The sequence below is a fragment of the Peribacillus sp. ACCC06369 genome, assembly GCF_030348945.1.
GTDB lineage: Bacteria > Bacillota > Bacilli > Bacillales > DSM-1321 > Peribacillus.
The window spans coordinates 4,654,750-4,677,753 of the sequence record NZ_JAUCEN010000002.1; the positions used below are offsets into that span (position 1 = coordinate 4,654,750).

A 23,004-nucleotide genomic window follows, 5' to 3' on the forward strand; every position below is an offset into this window, starting at 1 on the left:
TAAAATGAAAAGGACCACCATATGGCGTCCTCGATTAAGTCCCTTTATCTACACAGGTTCCAGACGATTTTAACGTTGTTATAAAAATCCTGTAATTATGTAGTGCATTTCGAAATCACTAAAATAGACAGCTTTATAAAAAAGCTGCCCATCACTATATCAATTATGTGATCTACCTTGCCGTAACAAACACCCTACAGTTTCCGTACAATGAATGTATCCCCAAGCAGTTCCCAATTCTGGGGGAACGGATAACCAAGTACCCAATAACTGAGACCCCTTGACCTGTAAGTCTTCACCAGATCGAATTTGGCTTTGGCACTGCGTGCGTCCTCAAACCAAACTTCATGTGTGCGTCCCTGATCATCTTTGTACCTATAATAAGGGGATTGGGCTGTCTCGTCATATTTTATTTCTGCATTATATTGGACGGCTCGCCTGATGGCTTCCTGCATGTCGAAAGTCTCTGCTTCCTGTCCCTCTTCATGAGGAATAAGCCAGTCCCTGGCATAAATTTGAAATCCTATGAAGATTTTATTTGTTGGTATCACCGTTACGGCATAATCAAGGACACGCTTTATTTCATTAATGGGAGAGATTGCCTGCGGCGGCCCCTTTCGGTAACCCCATTCATATGTCATCAGCACCACGAAGTCGAGCAGCCGTCCGTGAACTGGATAATCATGTGCCTCAACTAATGTCCCCTTTTGATTGGCGCTAGTTTTTGGGGCAAGGGAGGATGACACAAAGTAACCCTCAGGATGCAATCGATCCACTGCTCTTTGGAGAAAGCGATTATAGAGATCACGGTCCTCTGGTCTTACACTTTCAAAATCGATATTCAATCCACGGTATCCTTTATCTTTCATTGTTTTTATGACGTTGGTTAATAATGTTTCCACTAAACTTAAATCGGAAAGTATCGTATGGGCAAGCTGAGTTCCCGCTTCCGTCGCGGAAAAATTCGTTATGCACATCATGGGTATGACGCCAGTCGACTGTGCCGCCCGGATCGTCGGGATGTCATCTATGACTTCTAAGCTGCCATCTTGCCTCATTCTATAACCAAATGGACTTACATAGGTCAAATCATGGGCTACTTCACGTACCTGCTCCGCACCGGCTTGCCCGTAAACGTTTGTAAAACCATTTACTTCAATGATGGGTTTTGGTTTCTGGGGAATCCTCATTATCCGTCCTATATGGATATTGGACGGATCTGTAATCCTATTCATCTGCATAATGGCCTGAACTGTCGTTCCATAACGGCTCGCTATATCATAAAGGGTATCTCGTTCCCTTACGGTATGATAAATAACCGGGATGGTTAGTCTCTGCCCTGGATAGATAGCGGAAGGATTTGTGATGCGATTCGATTGCATGATTTCCTGTACCGTAATTCCAAACTGATTTGCGATATTATTTAGAGCATCCCCTTGCTGAACCCTGTACTGAAGATAAGGTTCAGGAATCAAAAGAGCTAGGCCAAGCACCAGCTTATCTGGATTTTCAAGGCCATTGATCCGAACAATCCGGTTGATACTGACACCATATTGCTGGGAAATTCCCCACAAAGAATCCCCCCTATTCACCACATGGATTCTCACATGCACAGCCCCGCTTTCCTTTTAAATATTCCTTTCATTTTATTCCCTGGATAGCCCTAATATGTTTTTTGCGTTCAACACTCATTAAATGAATGTGTTCATAAGCCTGAGAAGGATATAGGGGAAAAATAATAATGGCAGCTATCAATTCCAGGGAAGGTATGGAGGGCTTGTCCATGTTTTAAATGAGACTGCAGCATGATAATACGATTTTTAGAGGGGATTTTGAAGCCGAAGTAATCCAGAAGAGAATCTATTATTCAGAAGGAAAGGATTCATTTAAGACTCAAAGCTTATGAGCATGAAAGAATTTCAGCATTGGCCTATTCCATGGATTGCAGTGTTAGTGTAGCAGCAACTATGCTGCTGATTGCTGGTATTAGAAATCGAGACGTCTCTACACAAATGGTGGATTCAGAGGTAATTCGTTTACTTGATCCGGGAATTCTTAAAAGTTTAAAGATGATTCAGAAATACATTTCAAAACTGAATGACGAGCACATTTTCACTTTTTCTCTAATTCCATATGTTGGGCATGAAGTAGTGGAAACTTCAAAAACGCTTCATGAAAAAGTGAATCTTTGGATAGATGATAATATAAAAAATATTGATTAGAATTATATGGAGAATAATAAGTCAAAACGGGTGAGGAGGAATGAGCATGAAAATGTTTAAAATGAGTGCTGTGACATTGTTAGCTGCGCTGTTGTTCCCTTCTTCTACATTTGCAAGTGGCTGGGATTACTTAGGAGAACAATCTCTTTATTCTAATGGTGCTGAAAGTGATCAGTTTCCCTCTACTGGTGGTGATTATAAGATTTGTCGGGATTCTTACGTGGGTCCAGCGGGTAAGATAAAAGTTGAATTATGGGAGTATGATCCTGACAGTTATAATGATTATGTAGGGGTAAGATATTTAGATCGAGGCCAATGTGGTATTTTCCGGGGTATTGGTAACTTTGTTGATGGAGGAAATGAAGCAGAATTTTTTGCGAAATCAAGGACTAACAGTGATATGCATTTAATCTTTTATGATTAATTCACTAACTGAATGAAAAAAAGACCTGAGATTGATTCGTAAATGCTAAAGGATATTCTTCTAAAATGAGTGCGTAAACACCTTAATATGACCGCTAATATATATAGGGTTTTTTAGGCTGATGTATTTCCACTTCAGCCTTTTCTTATGCAGGAAAATAACTACTTGATTTATCTAAATGAAAAGTGTCATAACTTAAAGGTTGGTAGAAGAAAGAGCATAAGGAAGAACTGTCCCCAACTATGTTGTTGAAAAGGCAAAGCCTAGTGTTTTTGTGGGTACATGAAAACTCCCCTATTAAAGCCATCACTGCCCCTTTCATGTCCCCCTATTTTATTAATTTTACTTTTTCATTGTTTTTTTCGATGAAAATTAGCGATATTGTACGCAGTTACACCAAAATAAACCACTTGAAGGGGTTTATTGTCTTTCACCTTTATGGTTTATGTATGATTTTATTCACCTAAAAAAGTAGTTTCATAGTGTTAGATTGATTGTCCTTTTTTTCTCTACTGTTATTTAAGGACTCACCTCTATCAAAGGATTTGGCGTTTATTGTGTACCCCTGCTGGACACACAATAAACAAAGACCATCTTATAATGATGGTCTTTGTTTTGGTTAGCAGATTAAACTTTAAATTGAATAAAAGCTTATAATTCCAATTATCATAGCGATTATTAGAATTGATACTACACCAATAAGTATTTTCTTCCAAGTTTTCATATAATCACCTACTATATGTAAAATTTATTTTTTTACAGAAGTTTTTATACTACCTGAGAGTTTTCCTAGATGATTTCCTGATACTTTAAGATAAACATTTCCTATTTGTACAATACCAAGCGATCCTACTCCAACTTTATAATAAAAAGTTACCTCTCCGTAATATTTTTTATTATTGATATAACCACCATAATAAGTTAAATCTGTAGCGATGGTTGGATTATAATGATAGACTACTTCTCCTTTCCCGGATTCTTTATTGAGAAAAACAAGGGAGTGATTACAGTAGAGGAACAAGAGCTAAAGCAAATCCCCCAATACTTTTAGGAAACTTTTTAATTTAACAAACGATTCTGCGCTACCTCTATTAATCTGTTAGAAAACCCTCACATCAAAATAAATTAACACCTCAAGATATATCCCCGCTTTCCAAGCCTTATTTTTGACTCTTAAGAAACAAAAACAAGGGGTGTGTACCTCTCCATTAAATAGTTAATCAAACGCTTTAAAAAGAGTGTAAAGGGTCTTAAATAACCCGTTTTTAAGTACGGTTACCTCGGTCTAAAACTGGATTGGTATGTTATAATAATAGAAGGTGTACTGTGCTTTTAGGAGGTGAACGAATGACGACCAGCAGCATCATATTGGTGGTGGCGGCAGTGTTTATCGGCGCCTTGATGCGGACGATGTTCGGGTTCGGTGAAGCGATTGTCAGCATGCCTCTGCTTGCCTTACTTCACATTCCGCTTAATACTTCGGTTTCCCTGATTGGATTGGCTGGTCTTACCGTCGCTTCACTAACCGTCGTTAGCGGATGGCGGCATATCGAACGCTCCGTTTTAATCAGACTGGCGGCTTCAACGGTCATCGGCATACCAGCCGGCCTGGCTTTGCTCCATTACGCACCTTCTTTGATCATTACTTCTGCACTCGGTGTTTTTTTGATTGCATATGGAGGATATTCTCTTCTAAAGCAAAAACTTTTTCAGACTGTGGATAAACCATTACTTAACTCGGAGCGCTGGGTATGGCCGTTCGGTTTTGCCTCAGGAGCCCTTGGCAGCGCCTATAACTTTAACGGGGTTCCGGTCGTCGTCTATGGAACTTTGCGAAGGTGGAATCCAGATCGATTCCGCGGAACATTGCAAGCCCATTTCCTGATATCCGGAATCCTGGTCGTGACGGGTCATGCGCTAGGCGGACTATGGACAGCCGATTCACTTATTCTTTACGCTTATTCCATTCCAGCTATATTACTTGCGACAGGTCTCGGAATCTTCATGAATAAGCGAATTCCCGCGAAGAAATTCGAAAGTTATTTATTCTTCATCATCATTGCACTAGGTGTACTATTATTGATTCCCCATGACTGATAACCAATAAAAGCCTGATTTCTCATTAAAACAACGAGGAATCAGGCTTTTTTCACCTCAACCTTAGTTTAATTAAAAATTTGTAATAGAATAATTAAATTAGTTCATAAACTATTGTCAGGAATTCAAATGAATTTAAGAAAAAACGGTGTGAATCGATATCTCCCATTCACACCGTAAAATCTTATTTAAGAATTTTCCTGCACTTTTTAAGTCAATGTTAATAATTTGGCTGAAGTGTAATTATATTTCTCGATTGATAAATCAAAAACGGCTCCCGCTTTTAAAAAGACCGTACTTTCAACGATTAATGTCGGATCACCTGGCTGCAAGTCCAAAAGCCCAGCATCATCGTCATTAAGTTTTTCACACGAAATGATTTTATCCGCAAACCCGATATTCAACTTCAAATCCTCGACTATATATTCATAAATGGAACCATTTGCGATTTCTTTATTTATGAAGGGAATGATATCTTTATTGAAAAAGGATTCTTCTATTACAATGGGTTGACCATTTAAGTATCTAACCCTTTTCAGGTTATAGATTTTGGTTTTTACATTGCATTTCATTCGTTTGGCCAATTCCTCATCGGCTTCTATTAATTCTAACGTCAACACTTTACTTTTCATTTCATCATTTGGAAACACTTTGGTTAAGCCACCCATATCCCTCATCGAAATGCAGCCCGGTCTGGTAAATTCCCTAAGGAATATGCCGCTTCCTTGAACTTGATAGATATACCCCTGCTCAACCAATATGTTGATTGCTTTCCTAATGGTGTTCCTGCTGACATCGAACTTCTTCATCAACTCTTCTTCAGTAGGTAACTTAGTATTTAATGTATATTTTCCATCTAATATTTCTTTCTCCATTTGTTCTACGACCATTCTATACTTTACACCCATATTTCCATATACCTTCCTCTATACATAATGATTTAGAACAATAATTTAGACTGAATGATAGGTTTTCTTTACAATAGTTTATTTTATAACGATTGTAAAGAAACCTCTGTTTCTTTCAGACTGCAGAGAAATCTGAAGAAAAGCAAATTTGTCTGCAGTCTTTTCTAAAAAACATTACAGCTGATTTCAGAAATTCGCTCCCTTTCCGCCGACTGTCTGCCAAGCCTCCTCGGCGTAAGCGCCTGTGGGGTCTCGGCTGGACAGTATTTCGGCAGGAGTGTCGCAATTTTCTTTCATCCAATGGGGATTACAGGTGAAAAACTTAAAGGATAAACTAGTCTCAAACATGGTTCGTGATGAGACCGACCTGCAGTTTTTTCTTTTAAAACACAAAGTTGATTGGAACGTAAGGTACGAGACTCCTGCGGGAAAAGCATGGCATGGGAGACCCCGCAGGCGCGCCGAGGAGGCTCCCGCCCGCCCGCGGAAAGCGAGTGCCTGGAGTGGAAATCAATGAACGTCCCATTTTACAAACCCACAAAAAAAAGACTGTCGGCAAACAAATATTATCTAGTTTGTAAACAATTAGGGTTCTATCTAAATAAAACAAAGTTGATTGGAGCGGGTGTTCGAGACTCTTGCGGGGAAAGCGTGGCCAAGGGAGACCACGAGGGCGGACCGCCCGCGGAAAGCGAGTTCCCTACGTTCCAATCAACGATTAGCTTTACTAACCATGAAAAAAGAGACATCCAATCGATTAACGATAGGATGTCTCCAAATCTATTGAATTTCAACTGTCCCCAGCCATGCAGTTGTTTATAAATCCTTCATTCTCTTTAATGTGTAAACAAAATATTCCCAGTTGTTTATGGTCGAAGGGATGCTTAAGTGTTCTTCAGGTGTATGTACGGAAAATATATCCGGTCCGATTGAAACAGTATCCAATCCTGGTATCTTATCAATGAATACCCCGCATTCGATCCCTGCATGCACAGCGATGATTTCAATATCCTCATGATATTTTTCTTTGTATGTTTCTTCAAATAATTTCTTGAGTTTCGAATCGGGATTATAGGGCCATTCCGGATAATCCGCATCTACCAATATCTCGCATCCAAGCATATCAGCTATCGCCTTTGCCTGAGTGACCATATTATATTTGAGGCTTTTGACCGAACTCCTGATTTCACTTTCGAATATCATTTCCGCTTCATTTGTCGTAACGACCCCTAGATTCGTCGAACTTTCCACTAATCCTTCTATTCCCATGCTCATTCCTTGAACGCCATGCGGGATTACCAGTAAAGAGGTAATGGCTTTAGATACCGTCTCTTTGGAAAAAACGTTTGAAGAAATCGTTTCGATCTTTTCAAACCTAATCGATACCTCAGGGTCGGAAGATTGCAGTTCATTTTTAAAAGTATCTTCCCATTGCCGGAGTCTCTCCCCTATCTTCTGAACATCTTCTACATGAATCAGTACAGTCGCCTCTGCTTCACGAGGAATCGCATTCCCTTTCAGGCCACCGTTCATTTGCTGTATGAAGCAAGGAAAGTCTGTCGTTAATTCATGTAATACTCTGCCCAAAAGTTTATTGGAGTTCCCTCTTTCCTTATGGATGGACATACCGGAGTGTCCGCCCTTTAACCCTTTAATCCTGATGATATAAGTTACAGCTTCAACAATTGAAGCCGATTCCCATCCGATTTGCAGGATTTGCCGAACGCGTATTCCTCCTGCTGAGCTGACCAGCAGCTTTCCATCTTCCTCCGAATCGATATTGATCATCATTTTTCCCTTGAAGTGAGCCGGATCCACAGCAAGTGCACCGTTCATTGTCGTTTCTTCTTCAGTCGTTATGACTATTTCAAGAGCAGGATGCGGAATATCATTTGCATCCAATAATGCCAAAGCATAAGCAACTGCAATCCCATTATCCGCCCCTAAAGTTGTCTCCGTCGCATACAACATGTCACCCACAATCCTTAATTGAAGCGGATCCTTCTCAAAATCATGAAGTGTACCCTTGTTCTTTTCGCAAACCATATCCATATGCCCCTGGATAATGACGGTAGGTGCACTTTCATATCCAATTGTGGCAGGCTTTTTGATAATGACATTCAGTGCTTCATCCTGAATCACCACCAGGTCCCTATCCTTAGCAAAGCGAACCAAATAGTCACTGATCGTTTTTTCATTGGCTGATCCTCTCGGGATTTCGGAAATCGCTGCAAAATAATGAAACACGGGATGGCCCGTTAATTTTTCTAAAGTGCTATACATGGAATTCATCCTTTCATTTATCTTATTTATGAATCTACTCTAGAATGGATCGCTACCACTCTCGTGAACAATGGATACAGGATATACCCCAGGTAAACACCAATCATATTCAGTATCAGATCATCGACATCCAAACTGCCGCGCCGTAAAACAAACTGACAGATTTCGATGCCCGAAATCGAAAGTAATGGATAAAGAAATTTCCTTGAAGTTGATGGATCTTTCCCTTCCTTGGACAATAAATATAGCCCGAATGGAATGAACAGTCCCACATTGGCGCTAAGATTATAAAATGACACAAGCCCGTTCATTTCGTTCGAAATATATGAAAGAATCGTCGAAAAAGGAATCAAATTATAGGAATAAACCTGCCCTTTTGGCCGAAAGAACAACAAAACCATTAATGATAAACTGTAGCCACTAAAGGCTGCCTGCCACAAAAGGCGCGGAATCTTGACCATTTCACCTCGAAAATAAAGAACCGCAAGCGAAACGAAAATGAGTATACAAAACCAGACAACCATGATCACCAAAGGATTCAAATATAATAGGAGCTGAAGGAAAAGAGGCAAACCGCATAAAAACAGTGCTTGCGACAGCAAAAGGGAAAGCATGACCGATTTTAGAGACATGTAACTCCCTCCCCTTCTATTTCTTTCCAAATTACTGCATATCATTATATCCTAGGACATCTTTAACACCCCGTCAACAAACTACTTCTAAGGGAAGCTTTTTAGAATGAATCAACGATGGGAAGGATAATTCGTCCTTAATCCCCGATAATTCGTCCTTTGTGTGGGATATTCCGTCCTACATCCGGATAATTCGACCGATGTGTGGGTTTATTCGACCTACATCCGGATAATTCGACTGTTGTGTGGAATAATTCGACCTTCAACCAAAATTCGATCTTCTTCCAGTAAGACAAAAAGCCGGTTCCTCACGATCCAGGAATCCGACTTTGTTTTACGTTATTCAGATGTAATCATCTTAGCAAGGATTGGTATTTAATCCTCATTATAAGGCACGGTATTTTTTTAAACTGATGATATTGATGGTTATAAAAACGACGGAAAATGCCAGGAGAATGAGTAAATCCAGTAAAATATCATTAAATGTGAAACCTTTGTACATAATGCCGTTCATGGCATCCGACGCGTAATAAAGCGGCATGACCTTGCCTATTTTTTGCAGCCAGTCTGCCATGCCATCTAATGGGAAAATCCCTGTAAAGAAGACTTGCGGCACGATGACCAGCGGAATGAATTGTACCATTTGGAATTCAGATGTTGCGAAACTCGATAGTAAAGTACCAAGCGATAATGCAACGAGCGCGACGAGTATATTCGTCAATAAAACGAGCCATATTGAGCCAACAAGCACGATATCCAGCACATTTACAGCATATAGGACGACTATTATCGTTTGAATAAGAGCAAATAAGCCATATCCGATCACATAACCCGCTACGATTTCGTATCGTTTAATCGGTGTCGCAAGCAGCCGTTCCAACGTACCACTTGTTCGCTCCTTCAAAAGCGCAATACCCGCTATTAAAAATACGAAGAAGAAAACGAAAAAGCTAACGAGCATCGGACTGAAAGTATCAAAACCCTTTGTGTTTGCATCCCCGTAAACAAATTGCTCCTCAATGGAAGGAGTATTTTTCTGTTTCCCTTGCAACGCCTGCATCATTTCCATTTGAACGGCCTTTGCTCGAGCCGGTTCGTCGTTTAACAGCGTCAGTTTTATCTGGCCATTTTCAACATGCAACCAGCCATCCGTAGTATTTTCAATCATTCTTTCCTTAGAAAACTTCTCAGCAGCCGTTACTTGAAAATCCGCTTGTTTCAATGCTTTAACCAGAGTTTCATCACTACCTGTAACAACGATTTCCAAATCACTCGCTTCTGTATCGAAAATAAAATACATGAGCGTTAAAATGAGCAATGGAGCAAGGAAAAATAAAGCGAGTGTCCTTCGATCCCGGCGCATCTGCTGTATAATTCGAGTAACAAGAGAGGCAATTCTCATGATAGTCCACCTCCAATCCTCAAAAAAACATCATCAAGCGTTTCCACTGCATATTGTGTTTTTAAAGCTGCCGGTGTTCCTGATGCGATTATTTCACCTTCACGGAGCATCGCCAGTTTATCGCATCGTTCCGCCTCATCCATCACATGAGTCGTGATGATGATCGTCTTATGATCTTCATTTCTTAAACGTTCAAGTTCCTGCCAAATGGATTGTTTCAGCAAAGGGTCTATCCCTACGGTCGGTTCATCCAAAATGAGGATCTCCGGGTTTTGGATGAGTGCTACCGCCAGTGACAGACGCCGTTTCATCCCACCGGAATAATACGCTACCCGAACGTTCAAATCATTCGTCAATTGTACGATTTCAGCTGCATATCGAATGCGTTCCCTTCGCTCCTTTTTCGATAAACGGTAAAGCTTCGCAAAAAATGCGAGATTTTCAGCTCCCGTCAGTTCTGTATATAAAGCATCGGACTGTGCCATATAGCCGACATCCATTAACAGTGCTTCATTTGGCACTTCATGATCAAGAACCGTGACTTTACCCGCATCGGGCTTAATCAATCCGACAATCATTTTAATCAAGGTCGTCTTTCCGCATCCGGATGGACCTAGCAAGCCGAAAATCCCATTTTTTTCTATATTCAGGTTCAATGGCTGAATGACCTTTTTTTGGTGAAAATCTTTAGCAATTCCTTCAATGGAAATAGCATTTTTCATTGTACACACATCCTTCCTCTTTAATTGACACGGTGTTGAGTGTATCATCATTCTAAGGTAGCATTTGGTCTAATACAATCAACATATTTGGAAAAAATGTTAAGTGAAGGAGACATTTCATGGGATCGATTCATGAGGATATGGTACATAAAACGAAACTGCAGATACAACATCATTTTATTGCACTCGTAGAGGCAGAGGGGTTCTCACATGTAACAGTGAAGAAAATTGCGGAACGCGCTAACATTAATCGGGGCACATTTTATTTGCATTATACGGATAAATATGAATTGATGGATCACTTACAGCAGGAATTGTTAAATGAACTTCAAACACGGATTACTGCCATTCTGCCGAAAGAGGCTTTTTTGGCTCTTCATCATCAACAACTTTACCCGCCCTTCGTAGCAATTTTTCAATTCATTAGTGAACATGCACATGCATTAAGGGCCATTCTTGGTGATCAGGGCGATCCTTCTTTTGCAAAAAAAATAAAGCGTGTATTCGGTGAAGTGCTGTTGGAGCGACTAATCAGCCAGCATCCAGCAGCAAAAGATGAGGCGTTTCGTAAGTATATGCATGCCTTCATGACATCAGCGATTTTAGGCGTGATACAGGAGTGGCTGGAGAATTGCGACGGCCAAACGGTGGAAGAAATGGCGAAAATTCATTTTCAAATCTTGAACTTCATCAGCCAAGTGCGGACATTCGTTCAATGAAGTTTTTATAAGAGGCATGTTCCATTTACATGCCTTTTATAAAAAGTTACATTTTTTCCCCGGCATTCCCAATGGAATAATACCTGCTCTTCGAGGCCTTCATACTAAGTATGGACAGTAAAATTGATACGGCGAACATGATCATGGTACCTGAAATGACCACCAACCTAATCGAAATGAAATGAGCTGAGACACCAACAATCGCTGTAGTCATGATGATCAGTAAAGCTTCCAACAAGCCAAAAATACTTCGAACCCTCCCCATAATCTCCACTGGAATATTATTTTGATAAAATGTTTGAAATCCTGTGTTGGCAAAAGCCAGTGAAAAGGCAATGATGAAAAATCCGATGGCGGCCATCGAAAAGGAATTTGAAAGGGCATAGATCACATAACCTATCGATACAAATAAAGATCCAAGTCCAATTAGGTACGATATTGGTATTTTATTGATGAATACCGCATTGACTATTGCACCCGCAATGATGCCTGCCCCGGCGATGCTTACAAGGAATCCGTAATCGCTGTCCGACAAAAGGAGCACGGCCTTGGCAAACACCGCTTCTTGGGAATCCATGGCCGTTTCCATTACTACCATACAGCTGAATAAGAAATAAATGAGCATGATATAGGAAAATTTCCGGCTGAAGTCCATGACGATGCCCCAATCCTTTTTCATGATGGTCCAAGACAGGTAATGACTGGATTGTTCAAGGGAACGTCCCTTTTCAAGATCGGGCATGAATAGAGTGATGATGCCGGATAATAATAAGGCAGCCGCGTTAATGTAAATGGCTAAAACGGGTGTACCGATCAAGAAAAGGAGACCCGCTATCGCAGGTCCAATCAAAAAAGCCCCAGAATCCATTAAGCTTCGTAACGAGTTAAATCGTTTCCTCTGTTCAATGGGTATTAATTTTGTTATATAAGATCTTGATGTCGTTCCGAACATGGCCCCTGCCATATTGATCACGAAGACAAGGGAATAGATGACCCAAATAGAAGAAGTCAATGGCAGCAAGGCTATGAATACCGCTCGAAATAGGTCAAGTGCCACCATTAGATTCCGCTTATTTATCCGGTCAATCACGCTGCCTGCCCAAACATTCGTAAATATGGCAGCCATCGGTTTAACGATATAAAGTCCAGCTACCGCTAAAGCTGAATCAGTCATATCCAGCACGATTAAATTAAGTGCAATAAAATAAACCCATGCACCAAAGTTGGAAATCCCGATCCCGCACAATAGGATGGAAGGATATTTCCAAGCTACTAATGAATTTTTTAATGTCAACGCTTCTCCTCCTTAGAAAAAGAAATATAAACAATAAAAAAATCCCATCCCCAGGAAAGGCTTCTCTGGGACGAGATCAATAGTGCGGTGTTACTACGCACCATAACGGAAGTTCCCGTCACAGCATCCCCTTCCCATACTGGAGAATTGCTTCAATTTATGCTTACTCCTTCCAGTTGACGGTGCTCTCTGAAATGTGGTCATTCCATTTGCTTTCTCTTCATTACATCCAGATTCATCATTTTTCTAAATTTTAACATTATTGTATTAATAGTGTAAACGTCATAATTTTCAACGCAAAAAAACTCATTCAAAAATAAATGAGTTAGCAAAACAAGTTATGGATTTTTCGCTCTAGTTCCCGGATAGTACACAGGATGACATAATTTCAGTTGATTTACCTTAGAGAAAACAATTTTAACAACGGATTCTTTTTCTTATCCGTTATCCTTAACTCATTCATTATGATTTGATCCTCATGATCGGCTATCCATTTCCTAAGTGCATCTTTATCCTGGCATTGTGTTAAATATGTCTGTCCACCCTTGCCTGTAGCGTTAATAACATATCTATTGAACGTCTTCTCCATAATTGCCCGCCTTTTTTATAAAATGTTTGAAACCTTTAAATAAGAATGCCATACTTTTTTTTTTATGATTTTCAAAAGAAAAATAATTTATTTATATTAGAAAATAGATTTGCAATGACATGTTCTGCTTGAAAGTATTGAATAAAGTACATCGATGTTGGTCATCATAATCGCCTTAATCGAACCTATCATAATGTGCTAACTAATATTTGTCAATACGTTTTTAAAATGTAAATAAAACGTAAATTTTCAGTCTTGTTAAAGAAATATTTTTTTACACTTTAGGGGTTTACAACTGCTAAATGATGGGAGTAGAATACGTTTATCAATTTAATGCATTTCGGCCAAAACTCAAGGGAATTGAGTACGGAGGACCCAATCATTTGGGGTTAATTCTGCCTTGCAGAAGGGATGAGATCAGCTCTTTCGCCATCCTACCCGTCAGCTAACTTCGTCGGCTAAAGCGAAGGAGGTCATAAGACCGCCTATTTCGGGAGCTTTTTTTGCACTCTTTTTGTGACAAAAAAGCCTTTCGATGTTTTCGCAGGTCTTTTTATTATGCTTTGAAAAAGATTTATAAAGAGGATTGATGGTTAAGATTTCATAAGTTTTACACAATATTTTTATAGGTAGGGATGATCATTTGATAAAAGCAAAAAATTTATTGGATCCGCCAAAAATCCTTGTACTCGGCTTTGCCATCCTGATACTTATTGGGGCCTATTTGCTGACCCTGCCGATTTCGACTGAAAATGGGAATGGCCTTTCTTTTCTGGATGCTTTATTCACCTCAACCTCCGCTACATGTGTAACAGGGCTTGTGGTGGTGGATACGGGAACGACTTTCACCACCTTTGGTGAGTTGGTCATCTTAACACTGATTCAGATAGGCGGCCTAGGGTTCATGACATTTGCCACGTTTTTCTTTTTCTTATTAGGCAAAAAGATTTCTTTAAAAGGCAGGTTACTCTTGCAGGAGTCCTTAAATAATCTATCCATGGCAGGTGTAGTCAAGTTAGTAAAACGGCTTTTAATTTTCACGGCCATCATTGAAGGCGTGGGTGCCCTTATCTTATCAATCCGCTTTTCTTTTGACATGCCAGTCGGCAAGGCGATCTATTACGGGGTTTTTCATTCCATATCGAATTTCAATAACGCCGGCTTTGATTTAATGGGGGAATTCAGGAGTTTGACCCCTTATGTATCGGACCCATTCGTAACCCTTACCGTCGCCTTCCTCATCACGTTTGGCGGAATAGGTTTTATCGTAATGAATGAACTATACGAATATCGTGAAACCCATCGTTTATCCGTACATACCAAGGTTGTTCTGATGACTAGCTTGACCCTTACAATCGTCGGCGCAATTTTAATCTTTTTATTCGAGTTCGGTAATGCCAAAACATTGCAGCCTTTATCTTTCATGGGTAAAGCGTTATCGTCTTTATTTCAATCGGTTTCACCAAGGACAGCAGGCTCCAATACGTTGAATATCCCTGATTTAACTCAACCTACATTACTGCTCATCATTTTCTTGATGTTCGTTGGGGCATCACCCGGATCGACTGGCGGCGGGATTAAAACAACAACATTTGCGACGCTTCTTGGAACGGTTTGGTCACAGATTAAAGGAAAGGGTGATGTGGTATTATTCCGTCACCGCATTTTGAATGAAACCATCTTTAAATCATTATCCGTTACATTCATCGGGGGCTTCCTCGTTTCAATCATTTCCATTCTGCTGACCATCACAGAAAGCGGAAGTGATTTCTTGATGATTTTATTTGAAGCCACTTCAGCATTCGCCACAGTGGGGCTTTCAATGGGTTTGACCCCCGAATTATCACCTGTTGGCCGATTGCTCATCATTTTCACGATGTTTGCAGGCCGGGTGGGTCCTTTGACTTTGGCCTTTGCCATCGCAATGAGGCGTAAGCCAGATCCCTTCCGTCATCCAAAAGGGAAAATCATGATTGGTTAACCAAAACTGAAGGAGTGTAAATGATGGGAAAACGACAATATGCCGTGATCGGTTTAGGCAGATTCGGAAGTAGTGTGGCAGATAGATTATATACCGCTGGCCAAGAGGTATTGGGTATTGATATCAGCGAGGAAAGAGTCGAGAATGCGGAACTGAGCGTTACCCATGCAGTCATGGCGGATACCACTGAAGAAGAGACATTGAAATCCATCGGAATCCGTAATTTTGATTGTGTCATCGTAGCCATCGGAAATGATATGCAATCAAGCATTTTGACTACCTTGCTTTTAAAAGAGCTTGGGGTCAAAAAGGTCATTGCCAAAGCACTTAATAAAAATCACGGTCAGGTGCTCACTAAAGTTGGTGCCGACTGGGTCATCTATCCTGAGAGGGATATGGGGGAACGGGTCGCGAATCAGCTCCTGTTCCCTAACATGCTGAACTATATCGAGCTGTCTAAAGAATACAATATCGAGGAAATCATCCTCCCCATGAGCATGAAGGGAAAAAGCCTCAGGGAACTTGATTTACGCGCAAAATATAATATCAGCGTCATTGCCATCGTGAGTAACGGAGAAATTATCATAGCACCGTCACCAGATCAGGATATCCATGAAAAAGATATGCTTTTGGTCGTTGGCAATAAAGAAGACCTAGCCGTCTTTGCAAATATTGAATAATCCGGTAGGTGGCCGGCTTTTGCCTTATGGAGCCCGCCACCTATTTTGAATGTAGCATCACCTATACATGCGAGAAGACCGCCATATGGAGGTCTTCTCGCTGAAATTTATAACGAGCATACCCTTGCCATGTATATGTATGTATTATTTTATCGTACTGATCGCTTGGGCAAGAGTAGACTTTATCGTCACTTTATCAAAAGGCAGTTGAAGCTTAACGGCAGTCATGGCTATTTCCGGCCGAAGTCCTGAAAGGGTTGTATGAATTCCGATCAAATGTAAGGATTCAATCAATTGTGACAGTTGGTGGGCGGATGCACTATCTATTGCATGAACGCCCGATAGGTCAATGAAAAGCCTGGTGACATTTTTTTCAGCGCACTTTTGTAAGGTGTTTTCAAGCAAGGACATGCCCCTCGTCGTGTCAATATCGCCTATCAGGGGAAGCAACGCGGTATTATCTTTAAGGGAAATGATGGGCGTGCTCAATTCATCGATCGTGGCCTGTTGGGCTTTCATAATTTTATTGGCATATTTATGATTCGCTTCCGTAAACCTCTCCATCACTTCACTGAACACCTTGACCACTATCCGATACCAGGAATTTACTTCCTCCCGTGTATATCGATCTCCATGCAATCCCACAAATCGGTCAATGTAATCCAGATATTGCTCTTGCGTTCGAAAAAACTCCCTCAATATAAAATAGATGGGTGTGTTTAAATGCTGCTCATCCTGACCGATATCTTCAATCCACTCATCAAGACGCTTAAAGAATTCCCTTTCCTCTGTAACAAATATCTGAAAGAAATGTAAGTGGAATTCATTATTTTGTTGCTTCAGTTTTTTAATCACTTTGGGATCGGGTGAGCTATAAACCCCCGACTTATCATTTTTATTCAATGTTGCGTACCAATCCTCAGTCAATTGAGCTGCCTCACCTAATAAAAAGGAATATAGTTCTTTATTTCTGTGCATAAACTCCTCCACCTATTTAATTTTTTTATAATATCTAATGCTATTAAAGACTGAATCAGCATTGTCAGGGTATTGAAAGTTAACCGTTTTATCAACAAAAGAAGCATCGAAGATAACCGCTTCAATACTTAAGATCCCATGCCAATGGTCCCTTCATTCCATATACCTTCCCAGCTGTTTTTGAAACCATACAACCACTGATTTTTCAAAAAAAAAAATCTGCAAGAACATTCATCTATCATTCTGGTAAAGCAGCATTCACCAAATCGTATTTTTTTGTTATAGTTTACCATTTTTATTTTTTGTTAACAAATTCACCGCCATCCTGCCCCTTTTCTTTATCACGTAAAAAAGGACCTGATCCCAGATCCTCCGTTCAGTGAAATTGAGCTATACTATCCACATAACCTAATTAACACCATGAGAATTACCTTTTCATAAATATTGCGGTCCATAAACCCTGCACCCCAAAGGTTTCATCAGATTGTTCCATTTTCCTCATTTTACGTATTTCCACCACTTCAAAATCCTTGAAGATCATTCTAAGTTTTTCTTCAGTAAAACCTAATCCGCCTTTAAGGCTTCTTTGCCTATATACCTCCCAATCCGAGATATCTGCACCACCCAATATGCCGCCTTCCACAAAACAAGTAATCGAATACATTCCCTTAGGCCTTAACGCCTTTTTCACCATCTCTAAATAATTGATCCTTCGATGTGGAGCAATATGATGAAAACAACCTGAATCATATACAAAGTCATATTGCCCTTCCCCAATGTCCAATTCAAACATATTCCTTTGAATGAAGTTCACGTGCACTTTGCTTTCTTCCGCTCGTTCTTTCCCCCATTCCAAGGCTTCCTTTGAAAGATCCACCGCATCAACGGAACAGCCCTTTTGAGCAAGGTAAATAGCATTTCTTCCAGGTCCGCACCCAAGCTCAAGAACCTTTCCTGACCCAAGTAACCCACTATCAAAGTATTGAACCAAATTCTCATCAGGGAGGTTTCCGAAAAAGGGAATCCCTTTTTCACGGTCTTCATAAAAACCATTCCAGAATGCAGTGGGCTCACGCAATAACGAGTCCAGCATGTTCAATAGATCTTCATAGGTTGTAATCGTCTCCGACAAAACCCTCACCTCTTCCCATTAAATCCCACCACTTAATTATATCGATTTCGGTCGGTTCCCATGTAACAGCTGCATCAAAAATGCGTTACAGATGGCGTTCACACACTATTGGACCCCGTTGATTATTTAATGTCCACTGGCATTTAAAGGTATCAAGAATGTGCTCTAACTGCCTTCTGATAGTATTTATCCACCATTACTTAATAACCCGTTGATCAGTCCTATATCCATAATAGATGAGGCAGGGGCTTTTTATTTACATGTCAATCATTACATGTACTTTACAGCGGATCAGGCTTACGTTTTCCTATATAAACAGACTGATCCATATGTAAGGCTGTATAGAAAAGAAGGACACTTAGAAGACTTAATTGGAATTTTTCTTTTTAAAAATCCTTTTAAAATAAGCCGACCTAAGGAAAAACAAACAAAAGGTATGATGGATGACGTAATAAGTGAGATTGAAGAGTATATGAACGATGACTGGAAATCATTCAGATTACCAAATCTATAAGAATATAAACTTCTTAAGTGTTTTCATGTTGAGCCCTTTCATTTTCGAGAATGTTTCCACACCTTTATAGGTCTTTACATGTCATATCCGTTTACTGATGATTATCTTTCTGTACATTCCATTCAGCATGATCGGTCGATCTTCTTCAATTTTCATATTCATTTCATGTCTACTGAACAAGTCCTCAAACCGCAAGCCAATATCTGTACCTAACAATCCAATGATGGGTCTCAGAACCTTTTTGGGTAATGAAAGCCGTTCATCTTTAGAAATGAACTTATCAAATAGTATTATTTTCCCCTCTCCTTTTAAAACCCTGATCATTTCCTGAAGGCATTGATTGGCATCAGGTACGACGGAAAGGACCAAACTTCCAAGTACATAGTCAAACGATTCATTATCGAATTCCATATTCTGTGCATCCATCTCCAGGAATTTGATCGTTGTATTTTCATATTTCCCCATCGCTTTCTTCAGCATATCGGCTGATAGATCTATCGCCGTTATCTCAAGGTCAAGGTTCTTGATCAACTCCAAATCGGCACCCGTACCTACGCCTACAAACAGAACCTTCTCATTATCATGAAAATGCATCTCTTCAAATATTCTTTTCCTGGCATCTAAAAAGAGATGAGAGTTGAAGATTTTATCATAAATCGGCGACCAAAACTTATAAATCACTTTATTCCACGAATTATTCAACATCCCCACCCCTTACATACTTCTTCTATGTAGCATAATAAATCCCTTCCAAGCGGATATTATATCTGGCAAATTAGTAAAATTAAAAATAGTATGCGACGCAGTGGTCCGCGATAACGGACATGTTTAAGAACGACCCTCCAAATATAAAGCCCCCAACTGACACACTCCATATTATACAAATTACCTTGACTGTCATAGTAATACACTATAAGATATACCAAAGGAGGTGAGGATTTGGTTGAACGTAAACTATCCTCTGACTTGCTTCGCGGACATGTAGATACGATGATTCTAAAACTCCTGCAAAGTGGCGATAAATATGGTTATGAAATCAGCAAACTGATATATGTGAGTTCAAATGAGCAATATGAAATAAAGGAAGCTACGATGTATTCCAGCTTAAAACGTCTAGAAAAGGATGGTTGCATCCTCTCTTATTGGGGAGATGCTACACAAGGCGGAAGAAGGAAGTATTACAAAATCACCCCAATCGGGGAAGAGACATATACGCAAAATAAAAATGACTGGGAGCAGGCCAAGAGAATACTTGAACGCCTCTTGTAAGAAAGGAAGATGAAATGTGATTGAAAAACTGCATGCACATGTTCATAGCATTTTTGCCCCGTACAAAAATGCAAAAACCACAAAGGAATTGGAAGAAGAACTGCTGCAAAACTTACTGGAAAAATACAATGACCATAAAAGGAATGGCTCTAGTGAGCAAGAAGCTTATAAGCTGACTGTGGATTCAATTGGAGAAGTATCAGAGCTCATGGAATCACTCAACCTTCAGTATAACGAGCTTGAGCAGGCGATATCCATGGACTATTCCAGACACCGTTTATTGGATTCCGACTTCCGCTCGGTTTCCGTGCATGATGGGAAATTTAATTCCTGTGATTTAAGCCGTTCCGACTTCAGCCATTCGGACCTGACGAACAGCACATTTAAAAGCAGTAACTTAAATGACTGCATCTTTGAAAACGCCAATTTAACTAGTACCTTATTTAAAAGTGCCAATTTAAAAGGCGTAACTTTCAAGAACAGCATTTATAACAAGACCCATTTTAAAGGCTGTAATTTATCTGGTCTTATATTTGATGGGGAAACATTCAACCAAACCGTTTTCGAGGGTTCTTCATTGAAAAAGGCATCATTTCGCGACGCCACACTCATCAATGTTCAATTTCGGGTGTCCGATTTAAAGAAAATTGACTTTACGGGAGCTTCGATGGATAAACTCACTTACAACTTTTTACATGGAGGTAAGGTTGATCTTAGCGGCGTGACCATCATCTAAGGAGGAATTTCCAATGACTTTACCGATAGCGATTGTCGTATCCACCTCAATCATTTGCGTGACCGTATTTCTGACTGCGGTCGTTTTAAAAGGAATGAGCATGGGGGAATGATTCATCAAGAACCCTCTGCTAAGACATGAAACGTCTTGGCAGAGGGTTTTTCGTATTTTCAATATACCTTTCTCATCATTCACCCCCCCATCCTCCCCTGCATGAACCTTTAGACTTCCACTTCAAATTCATTAACGTAGACAGCATTCCCTGTGATTTCAATATCATAGTTGTCATGGTTTTTTGTAGCCGTAACGCGGACCCTGCCATCCTTTCCGATTTCAATTCCCTGTTCTATTAACAGGTGCAGCTCATTTTCACGGTCATCTTTTATGTATTTTGCATAATAAGCGCCCATTACACCTGAAGCCGTTCCTGTAACCGGGTCCTCAAGCGTACCTGAAAATGGCGAGGAGAAATGCCGGGCATGCATATGGGCATCCTGATCGTACGTTTCCAAGCAAAAGGGATGAACAGAAGCTCTTGGCATTTCCTTTAAAATTTGTGGAAACAGTTTATTGTTCGCCTTCATCTTTTTGAATCCATTGAGGTCATTTATCGGAATCAGTAAAGTCCATAAACCTGTACTTCCATACATAATAGGTAACTCCGCTTCCAGATCTTCTATATCAAGTCCGAGGGAACTCGCTAAATCCCGCTTATCTCCGCTAAACTCTTCAAACGTTGGGGTAGCCTGCTTCATCGTAATGTATAGCTCTCGATCAGCCATCGTATGGATCTTGATTGGTAATATTCCCGCTCCTGTTTCAATCATCAGCTCATCTTTATCCAATAATCCTCTGGTCTTCAGTGCATGAATGGCAGCCATTGTCGCGTGTCCGCAAAGATTCATTTCGTGTCCTGGTGTAAAATAACGGATTCTAAGATCGGCAATATCGGACTCCATGGGAAAAGAGGTTTCATTGAACCCCACCTTCAGCGCTATATCCTGCATTTCCTTTTCCGTCAGTCCATCCGCATCTAAAACCACACCTGCCGGATTTCCTTTATTCGGTTTACTGCTGAACGCATCGTAATGAAAAACCCTAACCATTTTCAAATCTAACATCTCCTATTAACCGAATGGTGCTTCTCTTGAATAGTAATTCTATGTTCTTTATAAAATCCCTTTTTCGTCCAGTTTACCTATATTAAGAGAAACAACCATTGATTTTATTTTCTGACTATTGTACAATGACTCAAATTCATCTAATTTCATTTAAAATTCCATGAAGGGAAAAAGTACGTTATAGTTTCTGTTCCAAAGAGAGCTGGTGCTTTGCTGAAAGCCAGTGTCCAGAATATAACCGAAGATCATCCCTGAGAAGTAAAGCCGAATCCTTAGTAAGCTTTATCGGTTTCCCCCGTTATAAGGGACAACGTATTATTGTACGTTCGTAAAGGGTAGTAATTTGCTTTCGAAGCATTTTATTAAACAAGAGTGGTACCGCGAGTTCAAATCTCGTCTCTTAATGAGACGGGATTTTTTGTATTTAAATCAATGAAAATAAAGGCAAAGAGGTGCAGGTCTAATGCAGACACTATTATTCGTAACAGATTTAAACTATGAAGCAAAAGGAAGAAATTATTACGAGGAGGATTTATATCTAACTTCAAAACTTAGGGAAGATTTTCAATTGGTCATTTGTCATCCTGAAGATATTGAAACGTTTGAAAAGGATTTTGACCTAATTGTATTTCGAAATGCTGGTCCAGTAGCAAATTTTAAAGATAAGTATCAAGCATTCCGTAAAAGAGTGGCTACCAATCATTTGAAAACTTACAATTCATTTATAGGAAAGGCTGATATGAACGGAAAAGAATACTTAATAGAACTAACGAATGCTCAATTTCCTGTCATTCCAACTATCGATACGGTTCACTCCCTAGATAAACTGCCTAATGTAGACACGTATATCGTAAAGCCGAAAGATGGAGCGGATTCTATCGGTTTGGAATTTGTTACGAAAGATGCATTGAATGGCAAAGTTAATTCTGAATTGAAAAATACATTGGTACAACCATTTATCAATTTTGAATATGAAGTCTCATTTTACTTTATCGATACAGAATTTCAGTATGCCCTTTATGCTCCGGATAAAGAGAAAAGATGGGAATTGAAAGAATATGCACCTACTGAAGAAGATCTAGCTTTTGCTCAACAATTTATTGAATGGAACAACCTTGATTGGGGGATTCAACGAGTTGATGCGTGCCGGAATGAACATGGTGAACTATTATTAGTTGAACTGGAAGATTTAAATCCCTATCTTTCTTTGTTGGAATTAACCGATGAAACACGCCAGAAATTCGTAGAAGCCCTGAAAAAATCAATCCAGAAAGCACTGGAAGCTTAGAATGTCGAATGAA

23 protein-coding genes, 1 riboswitch and 1 other annotated feature are annotated in these 23,004 nt (G+C 39.9%); of the genes, 10 read left to right on the forward strand and 13 right to left on the reverse strand.

What is annotated here, in order from left to right:
- Positions 1-194: 194 nt before the first annotated feature.
- Positions 195-1,607: a glycoside hydrolase family 18 protein gene (locus QUF78_RS23580; RefSeq protein WP_289326605.1), complete on the reverse strand. Its 1,413-nt coding sequence runs from the start codon at positions 1,605-1,607 to the stop codon at positions 195-197.
- A gap of 330 nt (positions 1,608-1,937) precedes the next feature.
- Between QUF78_RS23580 and QUF78_RS23585 the strand changes: the two genes are divergently transcribed.
- Together QUF78_RS23585 and QUF78_RS23590 are read left to right on the forward strand one after the other, a co-directional pair.
- A complete protein-coding gene (locus QUF78_RS23585) occupies positions 1,938-2,222 on the forward strand; it encodes a hypothetical protein (RefSeq protein ID WP_289326606.1) in 285 nt (94 codons plus the stop codon).
- A gap of 46 nt (positions 2,223-2,268) precedes the next feature.
- Positions 2,269-2,646 (forward strand): hypothetical protein, encoded by a 378-nt coding sequence (locus tag QUF78_RS23590; protein WP_289326607.1) that lies wholly within the window; start codon positions 2,269-2,271, stop codon positions 2,644-2,646.
- 748 nt (positions 2,647-3,394) lie between these two features.
- Here QUF78_RS23590 and QUF78_RS23595 read toward each other — a convergent pair.
- Complete coding sequence (locus QUF78_RS23595) at positions 3,395-3,667, reverse strand: hypothetical protein (protein ID WP_289326608.1); 273 nt, start codon at positions 3,665-3,667, stop codon at positions 3,395-3,397.
- 326 nt (positions 3,668-3,993) lie between these two features.
- On the opposite strand from QUF78_RS23595, the gene QUF78_RS23600 reads away from it, so the two are divergent.
- Positions 3,994-4,743 (forward strand): sulfite exporter TauE/SafE family protein, encoded by a 750-nt coding sequence (locus QUF78_RS23600; protein WP_289326609.1) that lies wholly within the window; start codon positions 3,994-3,996, stop codon positions 4,741-4,743.
- Positions 4,744-4,952: 209 nt separating this feature from the next.
- Here QUF78_RS23600 and QUF78_RS23605 read toward each other — a convergent pair whose 3' ends face one another.
- The 5 genes from QUF78_RS23605 to QUF78_RS23625 form a co-directional block, all read right to left on the reverse strand.
- Positions 4,953-5,651: a GntR family transcriptional regulator gene (locus QUF78_RS23605; protein ID WP_253512742.1), complete on the reverse strand. Its 699-nt coding sequence runs from the start codon at positions 5,649-5,651 to the stop codon at positions 4,953-4,955.
- Between the two features lie 816 nt (positions 5,652-6,467).
- Complete coding sequence (locus QUF78_RS23610) at positions 6,468-7,934, reverse strand: aminoacyl-histidine dipeptidase (RefSeq protein ID WP_289326610.1); 1,467 nt, start codon at positions 7,932-7,934, stop codon at positions 6,468-6,470.
- 26 nt (positions 7,935-7,960) lie between these two features.
- Positions 7,961-8,566, reverse strand: a complete 606-nt coding sequence (locus tag QUF78_RS23615; RefSeq protein ID WP_289326611.1) for a VanZ family protein — start codon at positions 8,564-8,566, stop codon at positions 7,961-7,963.
- Between the two features lie 385 nt (positions 8,567-8,951).
- A complete protein-coding gene (locus tag QUF78_RS23620; RefSeq protein ID WP_289326612.1) occupies positions 8,952-9,968 on the reverse strand; it encodes an ABC transporter permease in 1,017 nt (338 codons plus the stop codon).
- The gene (locus tag QUF78_RS23625; protein ID WP_289326613.1) at positions 9,965-10,690 is read right to left on the reverse strand and encodes an ABC transporter ATP-binding protein; all 726 of its coding nucleotides are present in this window, start codon (positions 10,688-10,690) and stop codon (positions 9,965-9,967) included. Before QUF78_RS23625 ends, QUF78_RS23620 begins: the two co-directional genes overlap by 4 nt.
- A 119-nt stretch (positions 10,691-10,809) precedes the next feature.
- On the opposite strand from QUF78_RS23625, the gene QUF78_RS23630 reads away from it, so the two are divergent.
- Positions 10,810-11,409: a TetR/AcrR family transcriptional regulator gene (locus QUF78_RS23630; protein WP_289326614.1), complete on the forward strand. Its 600-nt coding sequence runs from the start codon at positions 10,810-10,812 to the stop codon at positions 11,407-11,409.
- Between the two features lie 46 nt (positions 11,410-11,455).
- On the opposite strand, the gene QUF78_RS23635 is transcribed toward QUF78_RS23630, so the two are convergent.
- Together QUF78_RS23635 and QUF78_RS23640 are read right to left on the reverse strand one after the other, a co-directional pair.
- On the reverse strand, positions 11,456-12,703 hold the full coding sequence (locus tag QUF78_RS23635) for an MFS transporter (protein WP_289326615.1): 1,248 nt from the start codon (positions 12,701-12,703) through the stop codon (positions 11,456-11,458).
- Between the two features lie 397 nt (positions 12,704-13,100).
- Positions 13,101-13,292, reverse strand: a complete 192-nt coding sequence (locus QUF78_RS23640) for a hypothetical protein (protein WP_289314755.1) — start codon at positions 13,290-13,292, stop codon at positions 13,101-13,103.
- Between the two features lie 332 nt (positions 13,293-13,624).
- Positions 13,625-13,767: riboswitch (cyclic di-AMP (ydaO/yuaA leader) on the forward strand.
- Between the two features lie 168 nt (positions 13,768-13,935).
- On the opposite strand from QUF78_RS23640, the gene QUF78_RS23645 reads away from it, so the two are divergent.
- Both QUF78_RS23645 and QUF78_RS23650 read left to right on the forward strand, forming a co-directional pair.
- Complete coding sequence (locus QUF78_RS23645) at positions 13,936-15,273, forward strand: TrkH family potassium uptake protein (protein ID WP_289326616.1); 1,338 nt, start codon at positions 13,936-13,938, stop codon at positions 15,271-15,273.
- 23 nt (positions 15,274-15,296) lie between these two features.
- Positions 15,297-15,953 carry a potassium channel family protein gene (locus QUF78_RS23650; protein ID WP_289314753.1) on the forward strand — a complete coding sequence of 219 codons (657 nt, stop codon included), beginning with the start codon at positions 15,297-15,299 and terminating at the stop codon, positions 15,951-15,953.
- 144 nt (positions 15,954-16,097) lie between these two features.
- Here QUF78_RS23650 and QUF78_RS23655 read toward each other — a convergent pair whose 3' ends face one another.
- Both QUF78_RS23655 and QUF78_RS23660 read right to left on the reverse strand, forming a co-directional pair.
- Positions 16,098-16,931: an STAS domain-containing protein gene (locus QUF78_RS23655; protein WP_289326617.1), complete on the reverse strand. Its 834-nt coding sequence runs from the start codon at positions 16,929-16,931 to the stop codon at positions 16,098-16,100.
- A gap of 427 nt (positions 16,932-17,358) precedes the next feature.
- The gene (locus QUF78_RS23660; protein WP_289326618.1) at positions 17,359-18,063 is read right to left on the reverse strand and encodes a class I SAM-dependent methyltransferase; all 705 of its coding nucleotides are present in this window, start codon (positions 18,061-18,063) and stop codon (positions 17,359-17,361) included.
- A 274-nt stretch (positions 18,064-18,337) separates the two neighbouring features.
- On the opposite strand from QUF78_RS23660, the gene QUF78_RS23665 reads away from it, so the two are divergent.
- Positions 18,338-18,577, forward strand: coding sequence for a hypothetical protein (locus QUF78_RS23665; protein WP_289326619.1), 240 nt, complete (start codon positions 18,338-18,340; stop codon positions 18,575-18,577).
- 81 nt (positions 18,578-18,658) lie between these two features.
- On the opposite strand, the gene QUF78_RS23670 is transcribed toward QUF78_RS23665, so the two are convergent.
- The gene (locus tag QUF78_RS23670) at positions 18,659-19,279 is read right to left on the reverse strand and encodes a class I SAM-dependent methyltransferase (RefSeq protein ID WP_289326620.1); all 621 of its coding nucleotides are present in this window, start codon (positions 19,277-19,279) and stop codon (positions 18,659-18,661) included.
- 237 nt (positions 19,280-19,516) lie between these two features.
- On the opposite strand from QUF78_RS23670, the gene QUF78_RS23675 reads away from it, so the two are divergent.
- A complete protein-coding gene (locus tag QUF78_RS23675) occupies positions 19,517-19,846 on the forward strand; it encodes a PadR family transcriptional regulator (RefSeq protein ID WP_289326621.1) in 330 nt (109 codons plus the stop codon).
- A 16-nt stretch (positions 19,847-19,862) separates the two neighbouring features.
- Positions 19,863-20,582 (forward strand): pentapeptide repeat-containing protein, encoded by a 720-nt coding sequence (locus QUF78_RS23680; RefSeq protein ID WP_289326622.1) that lies wholly within the window; start codon positions 19,863-19,865, stop codon positions 20,580-20,582.
- Between the two features lie 221 nt (positions 20,583-20,803).
- On the opposite strand, the gene QUF78_RS23685 is transcribed toward QUF78_RS23680, so the two are convergent.
- The gene (locus tag QUF78_RS23685; RefSeq protein ID WP_289326623.1) at positions 20,804-21,694 is read right to left on the reverse strand and encodes a PhzF family phenazine biosynthesis protein; all 891 of its coding nucleotides are present in this window, start codon (positions 21,692-21,694) and stop codon (positions 20,804-20,806) included.
- A 160-nt stretch (positions 21,695-21,854) separates the two neighbouring features.
- Positions 21,855-22,107: a binding site (T-box leader), on the forward strand.
- A gap of 59 nt (positions 22,108-22,166) precedes the next feature.
- On the opposite strand from QUF78_RS23685, the gene QUF78_RS23690 reads away from it, so the two are divergent.
- On the forward strand, positions 22,167-22,991 hold the full coding sequence (locus QUF78_RS23690) for an ATP-grasp domain-containing protein (protein WP_289326624.1): 825 nt from the start codon (positions 22,167-22,169) through the stop codon (positions 22,989-22,991).
- The last annotated feature ends 13 nt before the right edge of the window (positions 22,992-23,004 follow it).

Excerpts from the sequence above, each read along its gene's own strand:
- QUF78_RS23640 (WP_289314755.1), bottom strand. The coding sequence starts at position 13,292 with ATGGAGAAGACGTTCAATAGATATGTTATTAACGCTACAGGCAAGGGT.
- QUF78_RS23600 (WP_289326609.1), top strand. The coding sequence starts at position 3,994 with ATGACGACCAGCAGCATCATATTGGTGGTGGCGGCAGTGTTTATCGGC.
- QUF78_RS23585 (WP_289326606.1), top strand. The coding sequence starts at position 1,938 with ATGGATTGCAGTGTTAGTGTAGCAGCAACTATGCTGCTGATTGCTGGT.
- QUF78_RS23650 (WP_289314753.1), top strand. The coding sequence starts at position 15,297 with ATGGGAAAACGACAATATGCCGTGATCGGTTTAGGCAGATTCGGAAGT.
- QUF78_RS23620 (WP_289326612.1), bottom strand. The coding sequence starts at position 9,968 with ATGAGAATTGCCTCTCTTGTTACTCGAATTATACAGCAGATGCGCCGG.
- QUF78_RS23610 (WP_289326610.1), bottom strand. The coding sequence starts at position 7,934 with ATGTATAGCACTTTAGAAAAATTAACGGGCCATCCCGTGTTTCATTAT.
- QUF78_RS23615 (WP_289326611.1), bottom strand. The coding sequence starts at position 8,566 with ATGTCTCTAAAATCGGTCATGCTTTCCCTTTTGCTGTCGCAAGCACTG.
- QUF78_RS23630 (WP_289326614.1), top strand. The coding sequence starts at position 10,810 with ATGGGATCGATTCATGAGGATATGGTACATAAAACGAAACTGCAGATA.
- QUF78_RS23655 (WP_289326617.1), bottom strand. The coding sequence starts at position 16,931 with ATGCACAGAAATAAAGAACTATATTCCTTTTTATTAGGTGAGGCAGCT.
- QUF78_RS23690 (WP_289326624.1), top strand. The coding sequence starts at position 22,167 with ATGCAGACACTATTATTCGTAACAGATTTAAACTATGAAGCAAAAGGA.
- QUF78_RS23665 (WP_289326619.1), top strand. The coding sequence starts at position 18,338 with ATGTACTTTACAGCGGATCAGGCTTACGTTTTCCTATATAAACAGACT.
- QUF78_RS23605 (WP_253512742.1), bottom strand. The coding sequence starts at position 5,651 with ATGGGTGTAAAGTATAGAATGGTCGTAGAACAAATGGAGAAAGAAATA.
- QUF78_RS23590 (WP_289326607.1), top strand. The coding sequence starts at position 2,269 with ATGAAAATGTTTAAAATGAGTGCTGTGACATTGTTAGCTGCGCTGTTG.
- QUF78_RS23625 (WP_289326613.1), bottom strand. The coding sequence starts at position 10,690 with ATGAAAAATGCTATTTCCATTGAAGGAATTGCTAAAGATTTTCACCAA.